A 20,980-nucleotide genomic window follows, 5' to 3' on the forward strand; every position below is an offset into this window, starting at 1 on the left:
AGTGCCATGCACCGTCGCTAGCGGCCCGCCCGCGGCGGCGGCAGGCGGCAACACACGGCAGGCAAGGACGCCTGCCGATACACTATGGCCATGCAGATTGGCCCCTACTCCATTGCCCCCAAGGTGATCCTCGCCCCCATGGCGGGCGTCACCGACAAGCCGTTCCGGCTGCTGTGCAAGCGGCTGGGTGCTGGGCTGGCCGTGTCGGAGATGACCATCTCCGACCCGCGTTTCTGGGGCACGCGCAAGTCGCTGCACCGCATGGATCATGCTGGCGAGCCGGACCCGATCAGCGTGCAGATCGCCGGCACCGAGCCGCAGCAACTGGCCGAGGCGGCGCGCTATAACGTCGACCACGGTGCGCAACTGATCGATATCAACATGGGCTGCCCGGCCAAGAAAGTGTGCAATGCCTGGGCCGGCTCGGCGCTGATGCGCGATGAAGACCTGGTGGCACGCATCCTCACCGCAGTGGTGCAGGCGGTGAACGTGCCGGTGACGTTAAAGATTCGCACCGGCTGGGATTGCGACCACCGCAACGGCCCGGTGATTGCGCGCATCGCGCAGGACTGCGGCATCGCCGCGCTCGCCGTACACGGGCGCACCCGCGACCAGCATTACACCGGTAGCGCCGAGTACGCGACGATTGCGCAGATCAAGGCCGCGCTGCAGATTCCGGTAGTTGCCAATGGCGACATCGATTCGCCGCAAAAAGCCGCGCAGGTGCTGCGCGACACCGGCGCCGATGCAGTGATGATCGGCCGCGCCGCGCAAGGGCGCCCGTGGATCTTCGGCGAAGTGGCGCATTTCCTCGCCACCGGCCAGGTATTGCCGCCGCCGTCGCTGGCGTTCGTACGCGACACCTTGCTCAGCCACCTGGAAGCGCTGCACGCGTTCTACGGCCAACCGCAGGGCGTACGCATCGCGCGCAAGCATTTGGGTTGGTATGCCAAGGACCACCCGCAAAGCACCGACTTCCGTGCGGTGGTCAATCGTGCCGAAACGCCGGAAGCGCAACTGGCCCTGACGCGCGATTACTTCGATGCCTTGATCGCCGGCGTGCCGCCCGCCTTGTCGGACGCTGCCTGAGTTTTTCTGCTTGCTGGAGCCGCACGCATGAGCACACCGGGCGACACCCCAACCTATCTGCACGGATTTTCGGCGACCGAACAGGCGCGTCTGCTCAAACAGGCGCGCTTGCTGGAAGCCACGTTGTTCAATCAGATCGATTACAGCGGCGCGCGGCGCCTGCTGGAAGTGGGCAGTGGCGTCGGCGCGCAGACTGAAATCCTGCTGCGCCGTTTTCCCGAGTTGCATGTCACCGGTGTGGACTTGAGCCAGGCAAAGCTGGGTGCGGCGCGAGCAAATCTCGAACGGCTGGCGTGGTGCCGCGAGCGTTACACCCTGCAACAGGCCGATGCGAGCGACCTACCGTTTGAGGCGCGTCAGTTCGATGCGGCATTTCTGTGCTGGGTGCTTGAACACGTGCCCTCGCCTGCGCGCGTGCTCAACGAAGTGCGGCGCGTGCTGCTGCCCGGCTCGCCGGTCTACGTGACCGAGGTGATGAATGCCTCGTTCTTGCTGCATCCGTACTCGCCCAATCTGTGGCGCTACTGGATGGCGTTCAACGATTTCCAGCATGACCAGGGTGGCGACCCGTTCGTCGGTGCCAAGTTGGGTAACCTGCTGCTGGCGGGCGGTTTCCGTGACGTGCAGACCGAGATCAAGACGCTGCATCTGGACAACCGCGAGCCGGGCCGGCGCAAGACCATGATCGGCTTCTGGGAAGAAGTGCTGCTATCGGCGGCCGAACAATTACTGCAAGCCGGCGCGATCGACGCAGACACCGTGGATGGCATGCGCCGCGAGCTGGCGCAGGTGCACAGCGACCCGAACGCGGTGTTCTTCTATTCGTTCGTGCAGGCGCGCGCCACGGTCTATTGAGTTGCCGATGCGGGCGCGGCGGGCGGAGCGCTGGCGTCTTCCAGGTCGCCGGTCAGCACGGTACTGCGGGGCTCATGCCAGATGCGCTGCCACATCTGCGCCAGCACCGCACCGATCTGATCGCGTGCCACCGGCGCACGGTACGCCGCCTGCACCTGCCGCGGCACGATCGGCTGCCACTTGCCGTTGTCGCGATGGGCAACCACAAAGTTGAAGTTGTAGTCCGGTTCCAGGCCCATGCGCAGGTCGCTCAGCATCAGGTCGTCATCGACCAGACGCGCCCGCATGAAGCCGCGATTGAACCAGGTCAGCCGGCGCACCGAGTCGAACGCGGCCACCTCGCCCAAGGCCTGGGTATTGCTGGAAAACCCGCGAAAGTGCATCGGGCCGGTATCTGCCACCAGTGAACGCTCGCCGATGACATAGCCGCTGGGCGTCATCGCCACCACGCGCCACAGCAACGTGTTGAGCGGCATCGGCACCGAGAACCGCGGCGCATCGGCCAGGCCCATCGCCGCCAGCGCGCGATCGGCTTCGCGGTCGACCAGCTGCTTGGCGATCAACGACCAGCCCAGATACGCGGTACTCGCTACCAGCCCGATCACCAGCACGTGCTGCGCAAACGGGCGCGCGCGCGCAAACCAGGCCACCACGCAGGCCAGCAAGAGCCACAGGGTGTACGCCGGATCGATGATGAAGACGCTCGACCACATCGTCGGATGCGGATGCAGCGGCCACCACAGCTGGGTGCCATAGACGGTGAACGCATCCAGCAGCGGGTGCGTGATCAGGGCCAGTTGGATCGCCCAGAACCAGCGCGTGGGCGCAGCGGCCACCCGTCCGTTGCCGTAGCTGCGGAACAGCCACCAGATCAACCAGCCCACCAGCGGCAGCACGAACAACGAGTGGCTGACGCTGCGATGCGCCGTCATCAGCGTCACCGGGTCGTCGGTCAGTGGCAACAGCGCCAATGCGTCGAGGTCGGGCAAGGTGCCCAACGCCGCGCCGGCCAACAAGGCGGCACGCCGCTGCCCGGGCGGCGCGATGGCGGCAGCGATGGCGCCGCCAAGAACGATCTGGGTCAATGAATCCATCGGCCGATGCTAGCAGGGCGGACATGCACGGGTAGGCGTTTGGGCGCGACAGTTGGCCGGTCAGCACCAGTCCGTCACCGGGCAGTTAATCGTCCCGCCAATGCGTCCGGGGGGGGGGGGCCGTGCGTCCGGCCGGTAGGCACCGACATCGGCTTAACCCCAAAGCGATCCATTCAGGCGCACAATGCAACCGAAACACGGTGCGTGTATCATCCGCACCCATCTTTTCATCCGAATAAAGGGATATAAGCCTGATGTCCAGCTACCTGTTCACCTCCGAATCGGTCTCCGAAGGCCATCCGGACAAGATCGCCGACCAGATCTCCGACGCAGTGCTGGACGCCATCCTGGCCCAGGACAAGCGCGCCCGCGTGGCGTGCGAGACGATGGTCAAGACGGGCGTTGCGATCGTGGCCGGCGAAGTGACCACCAGTGCCTGGATCGACCTGGAAGCGTTGACCCGCAAGGTCATCCTGGACATCGGCTACAACAGCTCCGACGTCGGCTTCGACGGCGAGACCTGTGGCGTGCTCAACCTGATCGGCAAGCAGTCGCCCGACATCAACCAGGGCGTGGACCGCAAGAACCCCGAGCAGCAGGGCGCTGGCGATCAGGGCCTGATGTTCGGTTATGCCACCAACGAAACCGACAGCTTCATGCCGGCGGCCATCCACCTCTCGCACCGTCTGGTCGAGCAGCAGGCCAAGATCCGCAAGAAGAAGAACTCGGCGCTGTCCTGGCTGCGTCCGGACGCCAAGTCGCAGGTCACCCTGCGCTATGAAGACGGCGTGGCGACGGCGATCGATGCGGTGGTGCTGTCGACCCAGCACGATCCGGGCGTGAAGCAGAAAGATCTGATCGAAGCGGTGCGCGAGGAAATCCTCAAGCCGGTGCTGCCGGCCAAGTGGCTGCACAAGGGCACCAAGTTCCACATCAACCCGACCGGCAAGTTCGTGATCGGCGGCCCGGTGGGCGACTGCGGCCTGACTGGTCGGAAGATCATCGTCGACACCTACGGCGGCTGGGCCCGTCACGGCGGCGGCGCGTTCTCGGGCAAGGATCCGTCCAAGGTCGACCGTTCGGCAGCCTACGCTGCGCGTTACGTGGCCAAGAACGTGGTGGCTGCGGGCCTGGCCGACCGTTGCGAAGTGCAGGTCTCCTACGCCATCGGCGTGGCCGAGCCGACCTCGATTTCGGTCACCACCTTCGGCACCGGCAAGATCGCCGACGAGCAGATCGAAAAGCTGATCCGCAAGCATTTCGACCTGCGCCCGTTCGGCATCATCCAGATGCTCGACCTGATCCATCCGATGTATCAGCAGACCGCGTCTTACGGCCACTTCGGCCGCAAGCCGAAGGACTTCACCTACACCGACGGCACCGGCGCGCAGCACAGCGCGACCTCGTTCTCGTGGGAAAAGACCGACCGCGCCGACGCACTGCGTGCGGCCGCCAAGCTGAAATAATCACGCTGCTCCTGCCGGAGCAAGCGAGATGCGTGATGACTGGGCCGCTGATGCGGCCCAGTTGCGTTTTGGGAGTGTGTCGGCAGGATGCAGTCGATGCTGTTGCAGTTGCCTGATGCAGCTGTCTGCCGCTGGATAGCCAGCGCGCCGGGATTGTTGCGCTCATTGGCCGCGCGCTTGCCGGCGTCGCGGATAAAGCCCCGCTCCCCGCGAACGAGGGGTTGGGGTGGGGTACGGGCGAAGCAGTGGGTGCGTCACCGTCGAAAGCGCGTGGCGACGCGTTGGTCATCTCAGCAACTGGTGACGCTCTGCGGCGCACCCTCATCCGCCCCCCGAAGGGCACCTTCTCCCCATGAAGGAGGGCAATATCCCGAGGGGAGAAGGAAGCAGCACGTCCCTGATTTAAGTAAGGGTAAAGTCCGTCACAGGGCTCCAACACGCGCGATCACAAGCGCGCTATCACCGATCGAGCAGCAACTGCTGTTCAAGCGCCTTGGCAAATTCAGGCAATGGGCAGGCCATCCGTTGCGTCGGAGCGCACAGACCCAGCGCCAACTGCTGCTGCAACGGCGGGTGGGCCAGATCCAGCGGTGCCAGGGTGCGTAGCTGATCCAGTGATTGCGCCAGATAGCGGGCACGCACCACCCGCGTTCCGTCGGGTTGGCGCCACAGGCCTAGCAGCAACGCGCCACCCGGTGGCGGATCGTCGGCGCCATAGCCAGGCAGATGGAAATGCACACCCAGCAGGCCACTCAATGCGGCGATGTGGGTGTCGCTGCCGACGAACAGCGAGATCTTCGGCGCCTGCGCGTCACCGAAACGTTGCAAGACCTCGCGCGCCAGCGGTGCACCCGAACGCGAGGCCATGTAGTGCGGCCGTGCGTAAATGTCGAACAGCAAGGCGTGCAAGCGGGAGACCTGGGCCAGGCGCTCGGGCGTGGCGCGGCCCCAACCGACCTGCGAGAGCGGCAGGCCTTCTGCGTATTGCAGCAGCAACACCTCGCCGGTGCCGGATGTCAGATCAATCGGGCCGCCTAATGCAAGGCCGCGCCCGTTGACCGACGGCGCCAGCGTGGAAGGCATCTGCGCGAAATCGCAGGGCGTCTGCGTGCAGCCCAGAATCTGCTGCAGTGCCTGCAGCTCGGCAGCATGGCCTTGCAGCAAGGCGGCAGGGCCACCGGTCTGTTGTCGGATCGATGCGACCGCTGCGGCCGCATCGAACGGCACCGTGCCGGCTTCGATCGGTCGAAACAGCGGATCGTTGCTGCCAGCCTCCCGATGCCCGGCGACGATGCCGCAACCGGGTGCGAGCGCATCGGCCAGCAACGCGCCGCTATCGATGGTGCGTTGATCGGTATTGGCCCACACCGACATGCTGCCGTTTGCGGGGCACCCACTGCTCGGCAACAGCGCGTGCTGCACCAACCATTGGCGCAGATACTCGCCGCTCAAGCGCACGCCTTTGCGACCATGCGGGGTGAGAAGGCTGGCAGGCGTGGACCACTGCGGCCAGGGTTGGTCGGCATAATGCGCGGCGGCGGCCTCGCCTTGCAGTGGTGCGCGCACGCCGTGCCGGAACACCACCACCACGCGCTCCAGTTGCGCGGTCTGCGCAGATGCCGGCGCTCCGGTGCCTACCTGTTCGCCAGCGGTGTCGGTCGATTGATCGCCCCCGCGCGCTGTGGAGACGCTTGGAATCGAAGCGGCGCAGCCGCCCAACGCCAACGCAGCCGCCAAGACCAGGCACCACATGCTGCCGTTTGCCATTGGCATGCCACAGGGCGTGCTGGACCTTGACGCAATGCGGACGCAGTGCCTGCGCCTTGCCTGCCGCGTAGGTGCCGCGATCCCCATCGCGGCACCTACGCTACCTACAGCGCGGTCGGCCCAGCGCGGCTCCCCACCGCCGGCCCACAGCGCGCGTCGCAGTGCCCCCTGCCCGGTTCCGTCGCAGCCACCCGCGGGCCCTGCGCGGTGTTGCGCGTCCGTCATGCCGTTTGCATCTTGCTGCGCGCCTGTCGGGTCGTCGCATGCGAGTTTCGCGCGATCAGAACACATATTTTGCGGTCAACAGGCTGGTCATGCCGGAATCGACGATGTCGGAAATCGCATCGGTCTCGCGGCCCACATGTGCCCAATAGCTGTGCTGTTTGGTGAGGTTGGCCACCGACAGATCCACACGCAGGTGCTCGTTCGGTGCATAGCCCAGATGCAGGTCCACGCGGGTGATCGGCTTGATCCACAGGTTGTCCCAATTTGCGCCCTTGTTGAGATAGTCGTACACCGACACGTATTCGCCGGAGTAGTGATAGCTCAGGTTGACCGACCACGGCCCCTTTTCGTAGAACAGCTCCGCATTGGCGAGCAGGTTCGGTGCGTTCTGGATACGTTCGTGCGAGAAGCCCTCTTCTCCCAGATCCACGCGTGTGGTCTGGCGGGTGAGGTTGGCACCGATGCCGAAGCCGTCCAGCGGTGCGGGCAGGCCCTGGAAGGTTTGCCGCACGGCCGCTTCCATGCCCAGCACGCGGCCGTCGCCGCCGTTTTGCGGACGGACGAAACGGATGTTGCCGCTTTCGCTTTCGCCGGCATTGGCGGCGTTCGAACCGCTCTCGTAGATGTAATCGGTGAGGCGCTTGTAATAGCCGGCCAACATGGCGTGGCCGCCGCTGTCGTTCTGCCATTCGCCCGACAGGTCCAGGTTGAGCGACTTGATCGGTTTCAGATCCGGGTTGCCTTCGGTGATGGTGGTCTGGCCATCGCTGGAGATGTCGGTGGAGCGGCCGCCGCCCAGTTGCACGAACGCCGGGCGCGTGTAGCTGGTCCACACCGAGCCACGATACACCGCGCCATCGCCATCGGGCCGGTAATTGACGAACACGTTGGGCAAGGCGACGTTGTAGCGCGTGTGGTTATTGGCGAACGCGCCGACCTGCTCGGCACCCTTGATGGCGGCCGGCTGCGCCCAGAACGTGTTGGTGATGGCGGTATGTTCGAAGCGCAAGCCCGGCAGGATTTCCCAGTTGCCGGTGCGCAAGGTGGCCATCGCGTAGGCAGCGCTCACCGCTTCGGTCGCGCGCATGGTGTTGCAGTTGAGGTTGTTGGTCGCCAACTGGCCGCAACTGTCGAAACTGGCGGGCGTGAGCGTGCGTGCGATCAGGTCGTTGAGGGCTGCATTGCTCAGGCGCACGGTGGGAAACGCGTATTGGCCTGGATATACCGCATCGTAGCGCTGCGCGATCAGGCCGGTATCGCGCAACAAGGTGCCATTGGTGTACTTGGCATTAGTCCAATCGCGATCGGTGAAGCTGCGCGAGCTGTCGACATACTTCACGCCAAAGGCAATGCGGCTGAGCAGTCCCGCATCGAAGTCATATGCCACATCGAACTTGCCGCCGCCCTTGTCCTGACCGCTGTATTGCTTGGAAATCTGCCCGGTGCGCCGCGCATACAGGCTGCCCACGTCCGAGGCCTGCGCCTGCATGGCCGGGGTGAGCAATGGGATCGGGAAACCGTCGCCGTCGTAGCTGATGAAACGGTTGGCGCCGTAGGCGAAGTTGGTCGAACTGTACTGGTCGTTGCGCGCGGAGATTTCCACGTGATCCGGGCGGTCGTTATTGCCGGTGCCGTAGAAGATGTTCGGCGCGAACGTCCAGTGGCCGAGCTGCTTTTCTGCACCGAACTGCACGGTGGCCAGATCGGCCTGCTCGGGATTGGTTTCGTACCAGTAACGCACCGCAACCCGATTGATCTGCGGCTGATACACGCCGCTGCTGCCGATCTGGGTGAAGCTGACATTGGCCGGCACGAACTGCGTGTAGCCGGTGTTCTGCTCGGTCTTGGCGAAGGCGTAGGTCATGCGTGCATACAGATGCAAGCTGGGATCCACACGCCAATCGAAGGCCGCATTGCCGCCGTAGCGGCGCGTGTCGCCCTGCGAGTAACCGATATTCACGCCGGTGCTCTGCAAGACCTCTTGCGGGTCGGCGCCGGCCGCCAGATTGCCGCTGGCATCGGCCCGTGCGAATTTCCATGCGCCATCGTTGCGTGCAGCCGAAGCAGAGGCCACTTCGCTGTTCACGAAATGGCGCTCGTCGTAATACGCACTGACCGACACGCCGAACTGCCCGGCATCGCCGAAACGCGCATGCCAATCGCCGGCTGCGCCACTGCCCAGACCAGAATCACCGTAGTCGCGCGCACGGCTTTCCAGGCGTCCACTCAACGTCACGCTGCCGCCCTGGCGATCGGGCGAATCGAATGCACTGGGCGTGCGGTAATCGATGGTGCCGCCGATCGCATCGCCGTCCATGTCGGCGGTGGAGGTCTTGTTCAACACGATGGTCTGCAGGCCCGAGGGCGGCAGCAGGCTCAATTGCACGCCGCGGCTGTACGGCATGCCTTGCGCGACGTTGATGCCGTTGATCAGGTTGACGTTGTATTCGGCATTGAGGCCGCGCACCGATGAAAACATGCCTTCGCCGCGCGCGGCGCCGTCGATGCCGCCGAAATACGACTGCCCGGTATTGATCACGTTGACGCCCGGCATCAGGCCCAGCGCTTCGGCTACGTTGTGCACGGCGGTGGTCTTGAGATCGTCGGCCGACAACACGTTGACGGTATTGGTGGCGGCCATCTGCATGTCGGTCGCGTTATAGCGCGTGGCAGCGACAGTGACCTTGTCCAGCGTGGCCATGTCGCCCTGCGCGGGCGTGGTGACTTGCGTGGCCTGTGCCGCGGCATGGCCGCACAGTGCGCACAACGACAAACACAGCGCCTGCGACAACCGCGAAGGACGCAACAGCCAACGACGAACGATCATGATCGAATCCGATGAATGCAGCAGCGCGCCATGGATACGCGCCAAGGCTGCGCCGCCGCGAATGTGGGGAAGCCAAGCAGCCAGCGGAGGCGGAACTGCATCACACCTGCAAGCAGGCGCCGCGCATGGTGGTGATGCGGTATTTCAGTTTGGTGACTGTGCTGGCGAACGTGACAAATGCACGTAACGCATGCGCAAGTCGGCACAGTCGTTGGCGTATGGAGGCGAAAATTGTCGAAGGTCTGCGCTGCTTGCCTGGCGCGCACATCCGCCGACATCAGGGCATGCACGCCAGCGACGCGTTGCACGGGCCCTGATGTTGGCGCAGACACCCTTTTCAATCACCTGACGGTTGCGCGCGCGAACGGCGAGCTGGGGCCGGCAGCCTGTTCGGCGACCCAGCCAGCATGCGATCGACGCGCATCACGATTGCACGCAGGGCAGCCCACACCAATGCGCGCGCGGCTCAAGCGCTCCCCCGCCCGCCACGCCTGCGTCAGGTGCGCAGGAAGATTTCCACCCGTCGATTGAGCTGCCGTCCGCCCGGATTGTCCTGGCCGTTGACGGTATTGGGCGCAACCGGCTGCGATTTGCCATAGCCTTTCGCGTTGGCCGACTGCGCGGCACCGCGGGCGCGCAACGCCGCCAGCACGGCATTGGCGCGGCGCTCGGAGAGCGCCTGGTTGTAGTCGTCGCTGCCCTTGGCATCGGTGTGTCCGCGCACCTGCATGTCTTTTGCGCTGACCTTGGCCAGCGCGGCACCCAGGATGTCGATCACGCGCGCCGCGTCGGGGCGGATGTCGGACTTATCGAAGTCGAACAGGATGCGGTCGTTCAAGGTGATCAGATAGCCGCAAGGTGCGCCGGGCGGTGCGAACTTGTGCAGCGGTGGGAAGCGGCCGGCCGGCGGCACTTTCGCTAGCGGCGGCATGCGCACTTCGCGCGGCGGCGTACCCACCGTGCCGGTGCCGTCACCGTGGTTTTGCACCAGGCCATCCGGACCATTCCAGGTACCCGAGCCGTCTGCGTTGATGGTGATCAGGCCGCGCGGCCCGTTCCAGGTGCCGCTGCCGTCGCCACGATTGTCGACAAGCCCGCTCTTGTCGCTGTTCCAGGTACCGGCGCCCTTGCCGTCCAGGCTGATCAGGCCGGCCGGGCCGTTGTAGGTACCGCCACCATTGGACTGCACATTGATGAGCGCCCCGCCTTTCCCGCCCTCGCCGGTCGCATTGATGGTGCCGCTGCCGTCGGCGTTGACGTTGACCAACCCACCTTCGAAGTTGGCAGTGCCGCTGCCGTCGGCCTTGAGATTGAACAGGCCGCCATCGCCATTGCGCAACAAATTGCCGTTGGCATCGACGCTGGTGATGCCGGCATCGGTGATCAAGGTACCGCCATCGCCGCAGCGTGCCGGGGCGACGCTGACGCCTTCGATCGGGTCGAGAATATCCTGCAGCGATGCCTCCAACGCGCGCTGCGCCGGGGTCACGCCCACGATGTCGGGCACCACGATCGTCGGGATGGCCGGAAATTCCGGTACGGCTTCGTTGGCGCCCGCTGCAGCATTCGACGGGCCCGCAGACTGCACAGCTGCTGGGGCTGTTGCAGTGGCAGCATCGGTGGCGTCCTTCGGCGCTTCACCGCGCCCACAACCGACCAACAACACGGGCACCCACAACATCGCCGACAGCTTGCGCATCGCCTCTTCCCTGTTCGAGCCTATAGTCAGATCCGCCTGATAACACGAACGCGGTCAAAAAGGCGCTAAGGGCCACTATCCGCTTGCCGAGTGCTCTGGGTGCTGGCAGTCACGCCGTCTCTGGCCACGCTGCACGAAGGGAGATAGCGGCCCACCCTTGGACATCAACACCGCTCGCCTATTGCGAGCTCACAACTTCGCAGGTGACGCCGCGGCCCCCGGTGCCTGCACCTGCGCGGGTACGTCGCCGGCCTCGGCCTGCAACTGCACATGCAGAATGCGACGAATCTCCAGAATGGCCTGCGGCGTTTCCTGCACGCTGTGCCAGGAGGTCACCACCAGTTCCGATGCTGCGCCCTCCAGATGCGCGCTGCGATACGGCACCAGACCATCGTCGGAATCGGCGAGCGGCACCTGCGGTTTTTCGCGCCCGATGATGGTGTGGTACTGCACAGTTGAAGAAATCGGCAGATCCATCGTGGCGCGCACGAACGGATCGGTGTCGCGCAGGTTATCGATGCTGGTGGGCACAAGCGCGCGTCCCTTGCGGCGAGGAGGGCCGCCCGAATCGTCGCGCTCGCTGTTGGCCAGGTCCTGCATCACATCGCCGAAGCGATCCAGCAATGCGCCCGGCAGACGTACCAACTTACCGACGAACCGCCCCAGCCCGCCCTCGGCCAAGGGCGTGCCGCGATGCGGCGCGGCGATGAAGATGGCACGGTCGATTTGCGGCATCGGCGAAAAATGCAGCAATGGCCACAATGTGGCGCGCACGCGTGCACCGCGTTCGCCCTCGAGTCGGTAATTTTCCAACAACGCATTCCACAGCTGTTCGCCAGAGGACGACACCAGCAGCCGCCCGATGACTCCGCCCATGCTGTGTCCGATCAAGACCATGTCGTGCGAAGCGATGGCACTGCCGGATGGGTCGAAGTGCTGCAGGCTGCGTTCCACCAGCGCCTGAATTTCTGCCCGATTGATCGCCATCGGCGCATTGGTCGGGTAATACACCTGCCAGATCTGATAGCGCTGACGCAGCGTTTCATCGCCCATCACTTCGTTGGCCACATTGACCCAGGCTTCCGGGCTGCTGGCCAGACCGTGCAGCATCAACAGCACGCGGCGGTTGGGGTCGTAGGGCTGCATCAGATACAGATGCGGGCGATCGATGCCGCGTGCGCTGCCCAGCATCGACCGCAGCGACTGTTCCGCAAATCCGGATTTGGCCAGCCACAATCCATACGCGGCAGTGAAGTTGCCGGCCAGCGGCACGCGCTGACCATGCAGCACCACTTCGTTCTGGCGATACGGGTCGTAGGGCACCAAGGTGACCAGGTGACTGCGCAACACCTCAGCGAGCGTGTCGCCCTTAAAGCGCAGCAACACGGTCGCCGGTGCGTACGGCATTTCACTGAATGTGGGTAACGGGCGATCGGGTGGAGCGCCCGCCGCTGCGGCCTGTTCTAATGCGAGGCCGGCAGGGTCGCCCACCAATTGCGGGTCGACTTCGGCGACCAGCTCGGCGCCAAATCCATCGCGACGATACGTACTGCGCAAGCCATTGAAGCGCAGGGCCGAGGCGGCAAAGATGGCACGCGGCGTATTGCCGTCCCCTGGCAGCCGATAGGCGGACAGATCGATGTCGAGCTGCCAGCGACCGACCGTGGCAGGCCCTGGGGTGGTTTCGCCGGCTTGCTGCGAGCGTGCGAACAGGCGCTCTACCACCTGCTGCACGGCGTAGTTGTAGTAATCGCGCACCTGGGTCTGGCGGTTTTCGAACGCACGCGCACTGGGCGCGCGCGCCGTAAAAAACAGGTACGCATATGCATGCCGTGCTGCTTCCAACCAGGCCTCCACCGCCGCATCGCTCATCGTGGTGGGATTGCGTCCACCCAGTGCGATGGCACGCGCAGTCCACAGTTCGGCCTGCGTGGCCAAGCGGCGCTCATCGCCGATACCGGCCTCACCGGTGAGCTGCTGCAGGCACGGCAGCGGATCGACACGGCAGGCCTTGGGCTGCAAGCCGGCAACCTGCAAGGTCTCGCTGCCGGACTGACTCAATTCACCGGTGCTCAGCACATCGCCACGCGTCTGGGCGATGTAGTCGCCGCTGTTGCGCGATTGCACCGTCACCATGGCGCAGCCACTCAACCACAGACTTGCCAGCAGTCCCGCCAGGAGTGCCGCGACGCGGCGACCACGCATGCGCGGCATCATCGCGGTGCAGTCGCTGTTGCGCCTGGCGCCGGCGCCAGCGGCATGCCGGCACGGATGCGCGCGGAAAAGTCCGTGGCCTTGTCGGCGGCGATCGCACGCGCGGTGAAATGCCCGCGCTGCTTCAAGGTGGCGAAGTCGTAACCGGGCGTCAGGCCGTGATGGTCGTAGGCGTATTCGGCGGCATAGCCGGACAGCAGCAGCCGATGATCCAGCGGCAGTGTGGGCTGCAATTGCCGCACCAGCGCGAACACAATGGTGGTGCAGTTGCTGGTGAGCGTGTTGTAGAACGCTGGCTTGCGATCGAGTTCGTTGGCTAGCTCCACATACCCCATAAACATGCGGCGCAACCCGGCCTTGGGTATCGCCAGGCGATACAGGTACATGTCCTCGCCGCGCACGTTGGTGCGCACGCGCAGGATGTCGCGCTCGTCGGCGGCCACCAGCGTTTCTTCGAAACTGCGGAAAAACCCACCCAACGCCGAGAACGATTCGCCACGTTCCTTGCGGATTTCCAGCGAAAACACCACGTGCGAGCCGTCGTCGAAGCCGAACGACACCAGCGTGTGTGCGATCGCCGGGCCCATCCAGTACGACAGCGCAAGATCCGCGCTGACCAGGCGATCCAGATCGTATTGGCGTGTTTCCCAGTGCGGCACGTAGTCGGTTTCGCTATGCCAATCGAAATTGCGCACGTTGTGCAGGGTGACGATGTTGCCCTGCACCTGCGGCCGCAGACGCTGGGCGACATCGTCGGCCCAGTCGCGGTCCTGGCTGGGTTGCATCATCCACCACGACAGCGCCAGCACCACGAACGCCGCACTGAAGATGCCGACCAACGCCCAGTTCTCGCGACCACGGCGCAAGCCCCATAGCGCTGCCAATGCCATCGCGCACCACGACGTCACCCATCCGGCGCGCACTAGTGCGTTACCGGTAAGTACGTCATAGATCGCCAGACCACCCCATGCTGCGGCCAGCACCAGCGCAACCCGTAGAGCCCAGCGACCGATGCGGCCGCGTGTGGCCGGTGTCATCGCGTGCCGCCTTCGTGCACCTGCATGCCCAGCGCATGCATCAGCAGATCGGCCGAGCGATGCGCAAGCCGCTTGCGCTCGGCCTCGTTGCTGCCGCGCAGGCAGCTGCCGAGCATGTCGATCACCAGCAGCACTTGCTCTTCGTCGACATCGGCCCGGCACAGTCCGGCATCGCGGGCGCGATGGACGAACGGCAGAAAGATGCTGACCGCACGCCGATCCGCTGCGTCCACTGCCGGGTGCGCGCGTTCGATCGAGCGCCAGAAATCCACCAGCGGCGCGGACTGTGCAATGTGCTCGGCGACATCGTGCAGCAGCACCGCCAAGCCATCCGGGCGGTCGGCCAAGTCGGCGGCCATGCGCTCCAGCCCATCCAGGCCACGCGCCATCAACGCCGTCATCAACGCGATCCGGTCGGGGAAATTGCGGTACAGGGTGGCGCGGCCAAGACCGGCGCGCTCCACCACCAATTCCAGCGGAGCATTGACGCCGTGTTCGCTGAACACTTCGTCGGCGGCATCGAGAATTTGCCGGCGGCGCAGCGCGGCATCGGGGCGGGAAGTCGTCATGCCGGCATTATCGGACAGATTTGTCCGGTTACGCCAGAGTTCGCTTGCCGATTGCACGCCTTCCCCGACCAACGGCATGGTTGCCGCTGATTTGCCGTGGGATTGCCCGCTATCCCGCCGCGCAGCGCGCGGTTCGATCAGCCAGTGTTCTGCACACCTTGCGAGACGCCGTTGACGCAGGCCACCAGCGCGCGCAGCAGCGCTTCGTCTTCGCCATCGGTGGCGCGCCAGCGTTGCAGCAGGTCCACCTGCAACACGCTGATGGGGTCGATGTACGGGTTGCGCAGGCGAATCGATAACGCCAGCCGCGGATCGTGCTGCAACAGCGATTGCTGCTGCAGCAGGGCTTTGACCCAGCCCTTGGTCAGTGCCAGCTCGTCGCGAATGAGCGGGAAAAACCGCGTGTGCAGGTCGCCCGACAACCGCGAGAACAACTCGGCGATGTTCAGATCGCCCTTGGACAACACCATGGCGATGTCGTCCAGAAAGGTACGGAAGAACGGCCAGTCCTGCGCCATTTCACGCAAGGTGTCTTCATGCCCGGCATCCACCGCTGCCTGCAGGCCACTGCCCACGCCGTACCAGCCCGGAATCACCGCACGCGCCTGGCTCCAGGCGAACACCCATGGAATGGCACGCAGGTTGGACAACGCCGCGTCCTGGCCCAGCCGCCGCGACGGGCGCGAGCCCAGCGTCATGCGTTCGATCACATCGATCGGCGTGGCCAGACGGAAGTACTGCATGAACTCCGGCGCGCCAACGAAGGCGCGATACGCGACGGTGCTGCGTTCTGCCACCAGATCCATCACCGGGCGCCAGTGCTCCTCGCGCGGCTCGGGCGCACGGGGGCGCAGGCTCGAGAGCAGCACGGCGCCGGTCATCTGCTCCAGCGAGCGCAAGGCCAATGCACGAATGCCGTATTTGCGGTGGATCACCTCGCCCTGCTCGGTGACGCGTAAGCGGCCATCGACACTGCCGCGCGGTGCGGCATCCAGCGCGCGACTGGTCTTGCCGCCCCCGCGTGCGATCGAACCACCGCGGCCGTGGAAGAAGGTCAGTCGCACACCCAACTCGGCAGCGGCTTCCAGCAACTCGACCTGCGCACGTTGCAGGCCCCAGCGCGAGGCGGCGATGCCGCCGTCCTTGCCGCTATCCGAATACCCCAGCATCACCATCTGCGTATCGCCGCGCGCGGTCAGATGCTGGCGGTACACCGGGTCGGCCAGCAGGTCCTGCACAGTGCCGGTGCCGCCACGCAAATCGTCCACGGTTTCGAACAGCGGCACGATATCCAGCGGCACTGCGCCGGTGTCGTCGACCAGCCCGCCGCGACGCGCCAGTGCGAGCACGGTCAGTACGTCTGCACGGTTGTGCGCCATCGAGATGATGTAGCTGCCCAGTGCATCGGCACCGTGGCGCGTGCGTGCATCGGCGAGCGCGGCAAATACCGCATCCAGCCGCGCATTCCCTTCGTCATCGGCGCGCGGCAACGCCTGCTCGCCGGAGGCATAGGGGCCGAGCACGGCGGCACGCTGCGTCGCGTCCTGTGCGTCCCAGTCGGTCTGGCCCAGGGCATCGGCCACCGCGCGCGCATGCACGCTCGATTCCTGGCGCACGTCCAACCGCGCCAGATGGAAACCGAAGCTGCGCACGCGCCACAACAGCCGCCGCACGGCGAACCAACCGGCATGTAGCCCCTTGTTGGCCTGCAGGCTGTCCAGGATCAACTGCAAGTCGTGTTCGAGCTCTGCTGGAGCCGCGTAGGCGCCGTCGGCATCGTCCAGCGTGGCCTGCAGGCGTGCGCGCATCAGGTCGTTGAGCAGACGGTACGGCATGTCGCCGTGGCGTGGGCGCGAACGTGCCGCAGCGTCGGGCAGCAGCGCGCGGTAGCGCTCCAGCTGCGCGGTGAGCTCGGGGCTCACCTGCACCAGCGTGGTCGATTGACTGAGCAGGCTAGCCAGCTGCCAGAGTTCTTTTTGATAGCGGTCCAGCACTGCGCGCCGCTGCGCGTCCAGGGTGCCGGCGATGGTGTTGGCATCCACATTGGGATTGCCGTCCATGTCGCCGCCCACCCAGGTGCCGAAACGCAGCAGGCGCGGCAAGGCCGGCACGCTGCCGTAGGTTTCTTCGATGGCGTGTTCCAGCGTTTCGTACATCACCGGGATGACGCGGTAGAGCACCTGGGTGAGATAGAAGCCCACATGCTCGCGCTCGTCGTCCACGGTGGGGCGCACTGGCGAGGAATCGGCCGTCTGCCACGATGCGGTCAAGGCCATGCGGAAGCGCGCCGCATCGCTGGCGCGTTCATTGGGCGTGCGCATGCCGTCCAGATTGTCGACCAAGCTGGCGACCATCAGCTGTTCTTTTTCCAGCAACGCGCGGCGCACCGCCTCGGTGGGATGCGCAGTGAACACCGGCTCCACATCGATGCGCGGCAACCACTGGCTGAGTTCGTCCAGGGTCACGCCCTGCGCCTTGAGCCGACGCAAGGCGTCGTGCAGGCCATCGGGCTGCGGCGTGTCGGTGCCGCTACGCTGGTACTCGCGGCGGCGGCGGATGCGGTGCACGCGCTCGGCGATATTGACGACCTGGAAATAGGTGCTGAAGGCGCGCACCAGCGCTTCGGCATCACGCGGCTCGCGCCCGGTGAGTTGTTCGCTCAACGTGGATGGCGGAGCATCGCTTTGGCGCCGTGAGATGGCGGTCGTGCGCACGCGTTCGATTTCATCGAGGAATTCCGCAGACACCTGCTCGGCGAGCAGATCACCCACCAGTGCACCGAGCCGACGCACGTCGTCGCGCAAGGGAAGATCGGGGGTAGCGAACACAAGACTGCTGCGGTACTCGTTCATCGGAAACGCACACCCTCTTCAAGCGCAAAGTCGTCGAAGACTAACCCAAAAGGATTAGATGGTTGCGACGACAGCGACGGTTTCAACCACAACCATCGCGCATCGAACAGGATCAACGCACCGAGATTTACGAGGACGCGACAGCAGAGCCGCGTGCAGGAGCGCATGCGTGCGCGATGAGGCGCATCGCGCACGCGTCGCTCTCAAACCAACGCGCCCAAGCGCCGTTGTCGCGCTTGTCACGGTGCCAGGCCCTGCTCGCCCCGACACCGGCGGCCATCGCCATGCGCAATTCACTGCTGCGTGATGTTGCGCGACCGCTGCCCCCTCATCGCGCGCAGAGCCTGCTGGCATTGATTGCGTTCATTCGTGATGTGTGGCGCACGCTCGTTGGGCGTGCATCAGCCGCCGTCGCCTGCAACAACGCACTGGTGCGCGAGAGCGCGACCGCCAACGCCGCATCGCGCACCCGCGCCCACTGCCCACGCTGCCTGGCTCACCGTTTGCGGGCCGCATCCGTCTGCTGCGTGGGATCGCCCACATGGGTCTTCAACCACTGCTCGCTCTCGGCCAGCATCTGCAGGATCGACTGTCGCGCGCGATAGGCATGCGATTCGTTGGGCAGCATCACCAGCTTCGCGGTGCCGCCCAGACCCTTGATCGCGGCGAACATGCGTTCGCTCTGGATCGGAAAGGTGCCGGTGTTGTTGTCGTCCTGGCCGTGGATCAGCAGCAGCGGGTCCTTGATCTTGTCGGCGTAGTTGAACGGCGACATCGCCTGATACACCGGTTGCGCCTGCCAGTAATTGCGTTCCTCGGCCTGGAACCCGAACGGAGTGAGCGTGCGGTTGTAGGCGCCGCTGCGGGCGATGCCGGCCTTGAACAGGCGCGTGTGCGCGAGCAGATTCGCCGTCATGAACGCGCCGTACGAGTGCCCGCCGATGGCGATGTGCTCGCGGTCGGTGACGCCGCGTCGCACCACTTCATCCACCGCCGCCTGTGCGTCGGCGATCAGCTGCGGCACATAGGTGTCGTTGGGTTCGGCGTCGCCTTCGCCGACGATCGGCATGGTCGGATTGTTGAGCACCACGTAGCCGATCGCCAGGAATGCCTGCGGCCCCCAGTAGCTGATCGCATTGAAGCGATACGGCGAGTCGGTGACCTGGCTGGCGGTGTCGGCGCTTTTGAACTCGCCCGGATACGCCCACATCAGCAGCGGACGTGGGCCATCGCGTTTGGGGTCGTACCCTGGCGGCAGCAACAGCGTAGCGGTGAGGTCCACGCCATCGGCACGCTTGTAGCGAATCTGCTCCTTCTGCACGCCGCGCAACTGCGGCAACGGGTGCGCGAACTGCGTCAACGCACGCGGTGCCGGCGCCGCATCGTCCAGCGACTGCACGAAATAATTGGCGGGTTCTTCAGGCGATTCGCGGCTGAGCAGCACCTGCGTGCCCTGCGCATCCAGCACGGCCAGTGGTGCGGAATAGGTGGGCGCCTGCGAATGGAACAGCCGTGTGGCGCGCTTGCTTTGCAGATCGAAGCGATCCACAAACGGGCGGTCGCCTTCCGGTGAGGCGCCCTTGCCGAGCAGGAACAGGCTGTTGCCATCGACACTGGTCTGCAGCAACTGGCGGCCCTTGCCGTCGGCCACCGTCGCCGGCGTGCCCGGGTCGCTGTAGCGGTCCTGCGAGGAGCGGTCCCACAGCAACTCGGGCGCGTGCTTGGGCTGATCGGGGGCGATGCGCCATTGCTTGGTGCGGCGGGTCTTCCACCAGCTCTCGCTGAGGATGGCCAGATCGCCGCGGCCCCATTGGATGCCCTCGAACCGGCTGCCCAGCTGCGCCAGCGTCACCGGCGTGCGCGTAAACGGCGCGGCCTGCATCCGTACCGCGTCGCGGAGCTTGCTCTCGCGTGCCGGGTCGCCGCCGTCCAGCGCTTCGGCCCACACCAGCGTAGCCGGTGCGTCGTGTCGCCAGGCGATGTCGCGCACGCCGGTGGGCACGGCGTCATTGCCGGTCGGCAGGCCTTCGACTAAGGGCAGTTGCGCGATCTGGCGCACCAGCTTGCCCTGCAGATCCAGCACCTCGATGCGGCGCGCGAAGTTATCCACCGGCACGAGATACGAGAACGGCCTCTCGCTGCGTTCGCTCAGGATGTACCGCCCATCCGGGGACACCGACAGGTCGAGGTAGATGCCGGGCGTGGCGATCGGGCGGATCTGCCCGGTGACGCTGACGATGACCGGCTGGCCGGTGGCGTAGTACTCGAACACGCGCGCATCGGCCTCGTTGCGCAGCAGGTCCTGATAGGTCGGCAGCGAGCGCACGCCTGCGGCGGCGCTGGTCTGCTGGATCGCCGGGCCGTCCGGCACCGCGTCGCGAGTGGGCGGCGCGCCCTGCCCTGCCACTTGCTGCTGCAGCAGCAAGCCGCTGCCATCGGGCAACCAGCGCAACTCGTCATTGACGCTGGTGTTCAAACCGGCCACCAGGCGCTTGGCCTGCCCCGCCGCCACGTCCACCAGCCACAGCTCGTTGGCGCCGCTGGTCGCGTCCTCGCGCCGGAACGCCAGGTAGCGTTGATCCGGCGACCAGCTCAGCGTGGCCAGCGACAAGGGCGTCGGCAGGCCGGCAATCTGCCGCTCGCTGCCATCGGCGACCGACAGCAGCCACAGCTTGCCGGCGAAGGCGAACCGACTGCTGGCGAAGGTCTTGGGATGGATGCGCAGGCCGGCCAGCTTGAGCTCGGGCTGGGCCACCTCGGCGATATCCGGCAGCGCCGGCATTTGCAGCATCGCAGCCAGATCGCGTTTGGGCGAGAGGTGCAGCAGCGGCGCGCGCGGGGCGTCGACCACCGCCTGCAGCGCCTTGGAGGGCAGCTGATACCCGCTGGCTGCAGCAGCGGGTTGCCCAGCCGGTGCGCCTGCCGCCGCTGCCAGCAGCGGCGCGCTCACTGCCAGCACTCCCATCCACGCCCACGTGCACCGCCGCCCGCCCTGCGCATTCGGCCTTGCCTGCATCGTCCTTCCCCGGTCTCGATCGACCCTGGACCTTAGCAGCCGTCGGTCGGCGACTCCCCTGCCGTTGGTTGGGGGTCGTGCCGATTCAAGCCGGCCAATTCATGTCGGAGGGGGGGGCTGCCGATATAATCGACGCTCTCGTCGAGGGGCGCTGCGACCGGTATGGCGGACTGATCCGCCAACTGCACGAAAAGTGCAGGAAATACGGCCAGGCTCGACAAGCATCCATCGTTCAACGGCGCCCGGAATTGCAGACATTGATCTGCCTAC

The 20,980-nt window shown here is 65.5% G+C and carries 12 protein-coding genes, 1 pseudogene and 1 riboswitch; of the genes and pseudogenes, 4 read left to right on the forward strand and 9 right to left on the reverse strand.

Annotation, left to right across the window (positions count from 1 at the left end):
* Positions 1–90 precede the first annotated feature (90 nt).
* The gene (dusB, locus tag M0D43_RS06935) at positions 91–1,089 is read left to right on the forward strand and encodes a tRNA dihydrouridine synthase DusB (RefSeq protein ID WP_252164057.1); all 999 of its coding nucleotides are present in this window, start codon (positions 91–93) and stop codon (positions 1,087–1,089) included.
* A 27-nt stretch (positions 1,090–1,116) separates the two neighbouring features.
* Positions 1,117–1,944 (forward strand): methyltransferase domain-containing protein, encoded by an 828-nt coding sequence (locus tag M0D43_RS06940; protein ID WP_252164058.1) that lies wholly within the window; start codon positions 1,117–1,119, stop codon positions 1,942–1,944.
* On the opposite strand, the gene M0D43_RS06945 is transcribed toward M0D43_RS06940, so the two are convergent.
* The gene (locus M0D43_RS06945) at positions 1,938–3,038 is read right to left on the reverse strand and encodes a metal-dependent hydrolase (protein ID WP_252164059.1); all 1,101 of its coding nucleotides are present in this window, start codon (positions 3,036–3,038) and stop codon (positions 1,938–1,940) included. The genes M0D43_RS06940 and M0D43_RS06945 overlap by 7 nt on opposite strands.
* A gap of 254 nt (positions 3,039–3,292) precedes the next feature.
* On the opposite strand from M0D43_RS06945, the gene metK reads away from it, so the two are divergent.
* Positions 3,293–4,504, forward strand: a complete 1,212-nt coding sequence (gene metK / locus M0D43_RS06950) for a methionine adenosyltransferase (protein WP_005910819.1) — start codon at positions 3,293–3,295, stop codon at positions 4,502–4,504.
* 459 nt (positions 4,505–4,963) lie between these two features.
* Here the strand turns inward: metK and M0D43_RS06955 are convergent, their stop codons facing one another.
* A complete protein-coding gene (locus M0D43_RS06955) occupies positions 4,964–6,562 on the reverse strand; it encodes a histidine-type phosphatase (protein ID WP_252164060.1) in 1,599 nt (532 codons plus the stop codon).
* The gene (locus M0D43_RS06960; protein ID WP_252164061.1) at positions 6,552–9,323 is read right to left on the reverse strand and encodes a TonB-dependent receptor; all 2,772 of its coding nucleotides are present in this window, start codon (positions 9,321–9,323) and stop codon (positions 6,552–6,554) included. The genes M0D43_RS06955 and M0D43_RS06960 overlap by 11 nt, the downstream gene beginning before the upstream one ends.
* Here M0D43_RS06960 and M0D43_RS06965 point away from each other — a divergent pair.
* A pseudogene (locus M0D43_RS06965) lies at positions 9,322–9,640 on the forward strand (hypothetical protein). The gene M0D43_RS06960 and the pseudogene M0D43_RS06965 sit on opposite strands and share 2 nt — an antisense overlap.
* Before the next feature lie 179 nt (positions 9,641–9,819).
* Here M0D43_RS06965 and M0D43_RS06970 read toward each other — a convergent pair.
* The 6 genes from M0D43_RS06970 to M0D43_RS06995 all read right to left on the reverse strand — a co-directional run bounded on the left by M0D43_RS06970 (position 9,820) and on the right by M0D43_RS06995 (position 20,710).
* Positions 9,820–11,022 carry an OmpA family protein gene (locus M0D43_RS06970; RefSeq protein ID WP_313905364.1) on the reverse strand — a complete coding sequence of 401 codons (1,203 nt, stop codon included), beginning with the start codon at positions 11,020–11,022 and terminating at the stop codon, positions 9,820–9,822.
* Positions 11,023–11,211: 189 nt separating this feature from the next.
* A complete protein-coding gene (locus tag M0D43_RS06975) occupies positions 11,212–13,239 on the reverse strand; it encodes an esterase/lipase family protein (protein WP_252164062.1) in 2,028 nt (675 codons plus the stop codon).
* Entirely contained in the window at positions 13,236–14,273 is a 1,038-nt protein-coding gene (locus M0D43_RS06980; protein ID WP_252164063.1) for an Lnb N-terminal periplasmic domain-containing protein, read from the reverse strand. Before M0D43_RS06980 ends, M0D43_RS06975 begins: the two co-directional genes overlap by 4 nt.
* A complete protein-coding gene (locus M0D43_RS06985; protein ID WP_252164064.1) occupies positions 14,270–14,842 on the reverse strand; it encodes a TetR/AcrR family transcriptional regulator in 573 nt (190 codons plus the stop codon). The genes M0D43_RS06980 and M0D43_RS06985 overlap by 4 nt, the downstream gene beginning before the upstream one ends.
* Positions 14,843–14,979: 137 nt before the next feature.
* Positions 14,980–17,694 carry a phosphoenolpyruvate carboxylase gene (ppc, locus tag M0D43_RS06990; RefSeq protein WP_252164065.1) on the reverse strand — a complete coding sequence of 905 codons (2,715 nt, stop codon included), beginning with the start codon at positions 17,692–17,694 and terminating at the stop codon, positions 14,980–14,982.
* A gap of 496 nt (positions 17,695–18,190) precedes the next feature.
* Positions 18,191–20,710, reverse strand: a complete 2,520-nt coding sequence (locus M0D43_RS06995) for a S9 family peptidase (RefSeq protein WP_252164066.1) — start codon at positions 20,708–20,710, stop codon at positions 18,191–18,193.
* A 137-nt stretch (positions 20,711–20,847) separates the two neighbouring features.
* A riboswitch (S-adenosyl-L-homocysteine riboswitch) is annotated at positions 20,848–20,961 on the forward strand.
* Positions 20,962–20,980: the final 19 nt, after the last annotated feature.

Origin of the sequence: Xanthomonas prunicola, from assembly GCF_025266575.1 — a bacterium.
GTDB lineage: Bacteria > Pseudomonadota > Gammaproteobacteria > Xanthomonadales > Xanthomonadaceae > Xanthomonas > Xanthomonas prunicola.

Bases quoted from the DNA above. Each gene is read 5' to 3' on its own strand.
- M0D43_RS06955 (WP_252164060.1), bottom strand. From the start codon at position 6,562: ATGTGTTCTGATCGCGCGAAACTCGCATGCGACGACCCGACAGGCGCG.
- M0D43_RS06970 (WP_313905364.1), bottom strand. From the start codon at position 11,022: ATGCGCAAGCTGTCGGCGATGTTGTGGGTGCCCGTGTTGTTGGTCGGT.
- M0D43_RS06975 (WP_252164062.1), bottom strand. From the start codon at position 13,239: ATGATGCCGCGCATGCGTGGTCGCCGCGTCGCGGCACTCCTGGCGGGA.
- ppc (WP_252164065.1), bottom strand. From the start codon at position 17,694: ATGAACGAGTACCGCAGCAGTCTTGTGTTCGCTACCCCCGATCTTCCC.
- dusB (WP_252164057.1), top strand. From the start codon at position 91: ATGCAGATTGGCCCCTACTCCATTGCCCCCAAGGTGATCCTCGCCCCC.
- M0D43_RS06980 (WP_252164063.1), bottom strand. From the start codon at position 14,273: ATGACACCGGCCACACGCGGCCGCATCGGTCGCTGGGCTCTACGGGTT.
- metK (WP_005910819.1), top strand. From the start codon at position 3,293: ATGTCCAGCTACCTGTTCACCTCCGAATCGGTCTCCGAAGGCCATCCG.
- M0D43_RS06940 (WP_252164058.1), top strand. From the start codon at position 1,117: ATGAGCACACCGGGCGACACCCCAACCTATCTGCACGGATTTTCGGCG.
- M0D43_RS06995 (WP_252164066.1), bottom strand. From the start codon at position 20,710: ATGCAGGCAAGGCCGAATGCGCAGGGCGGGCGGCGGTGCACGTGGGCG.
- M0D43_RS06945 (WP_252164059.1), bottom strand. From the start codon at position 3,038: ATGGATTCATTGACCCAGATCGTTCTTGGCGGCGCCATCGCTGCCGCC.
- M0D43_RS06985 (WP_252164064.1), bottom strand. From the start codon at position 14,842: ATGACGACTTCCCGCCCCGATGCCGCGCTGCGCCGCCGGCAAATTCTC.
- M0D43_RS06960 (WP_252164061.1), bottom strand. From the start codon at position 9,323: ATGATCGTTCGTCGTTGGCTGTTGCGTCCTTCGCGGTTGTCGCAGGCG.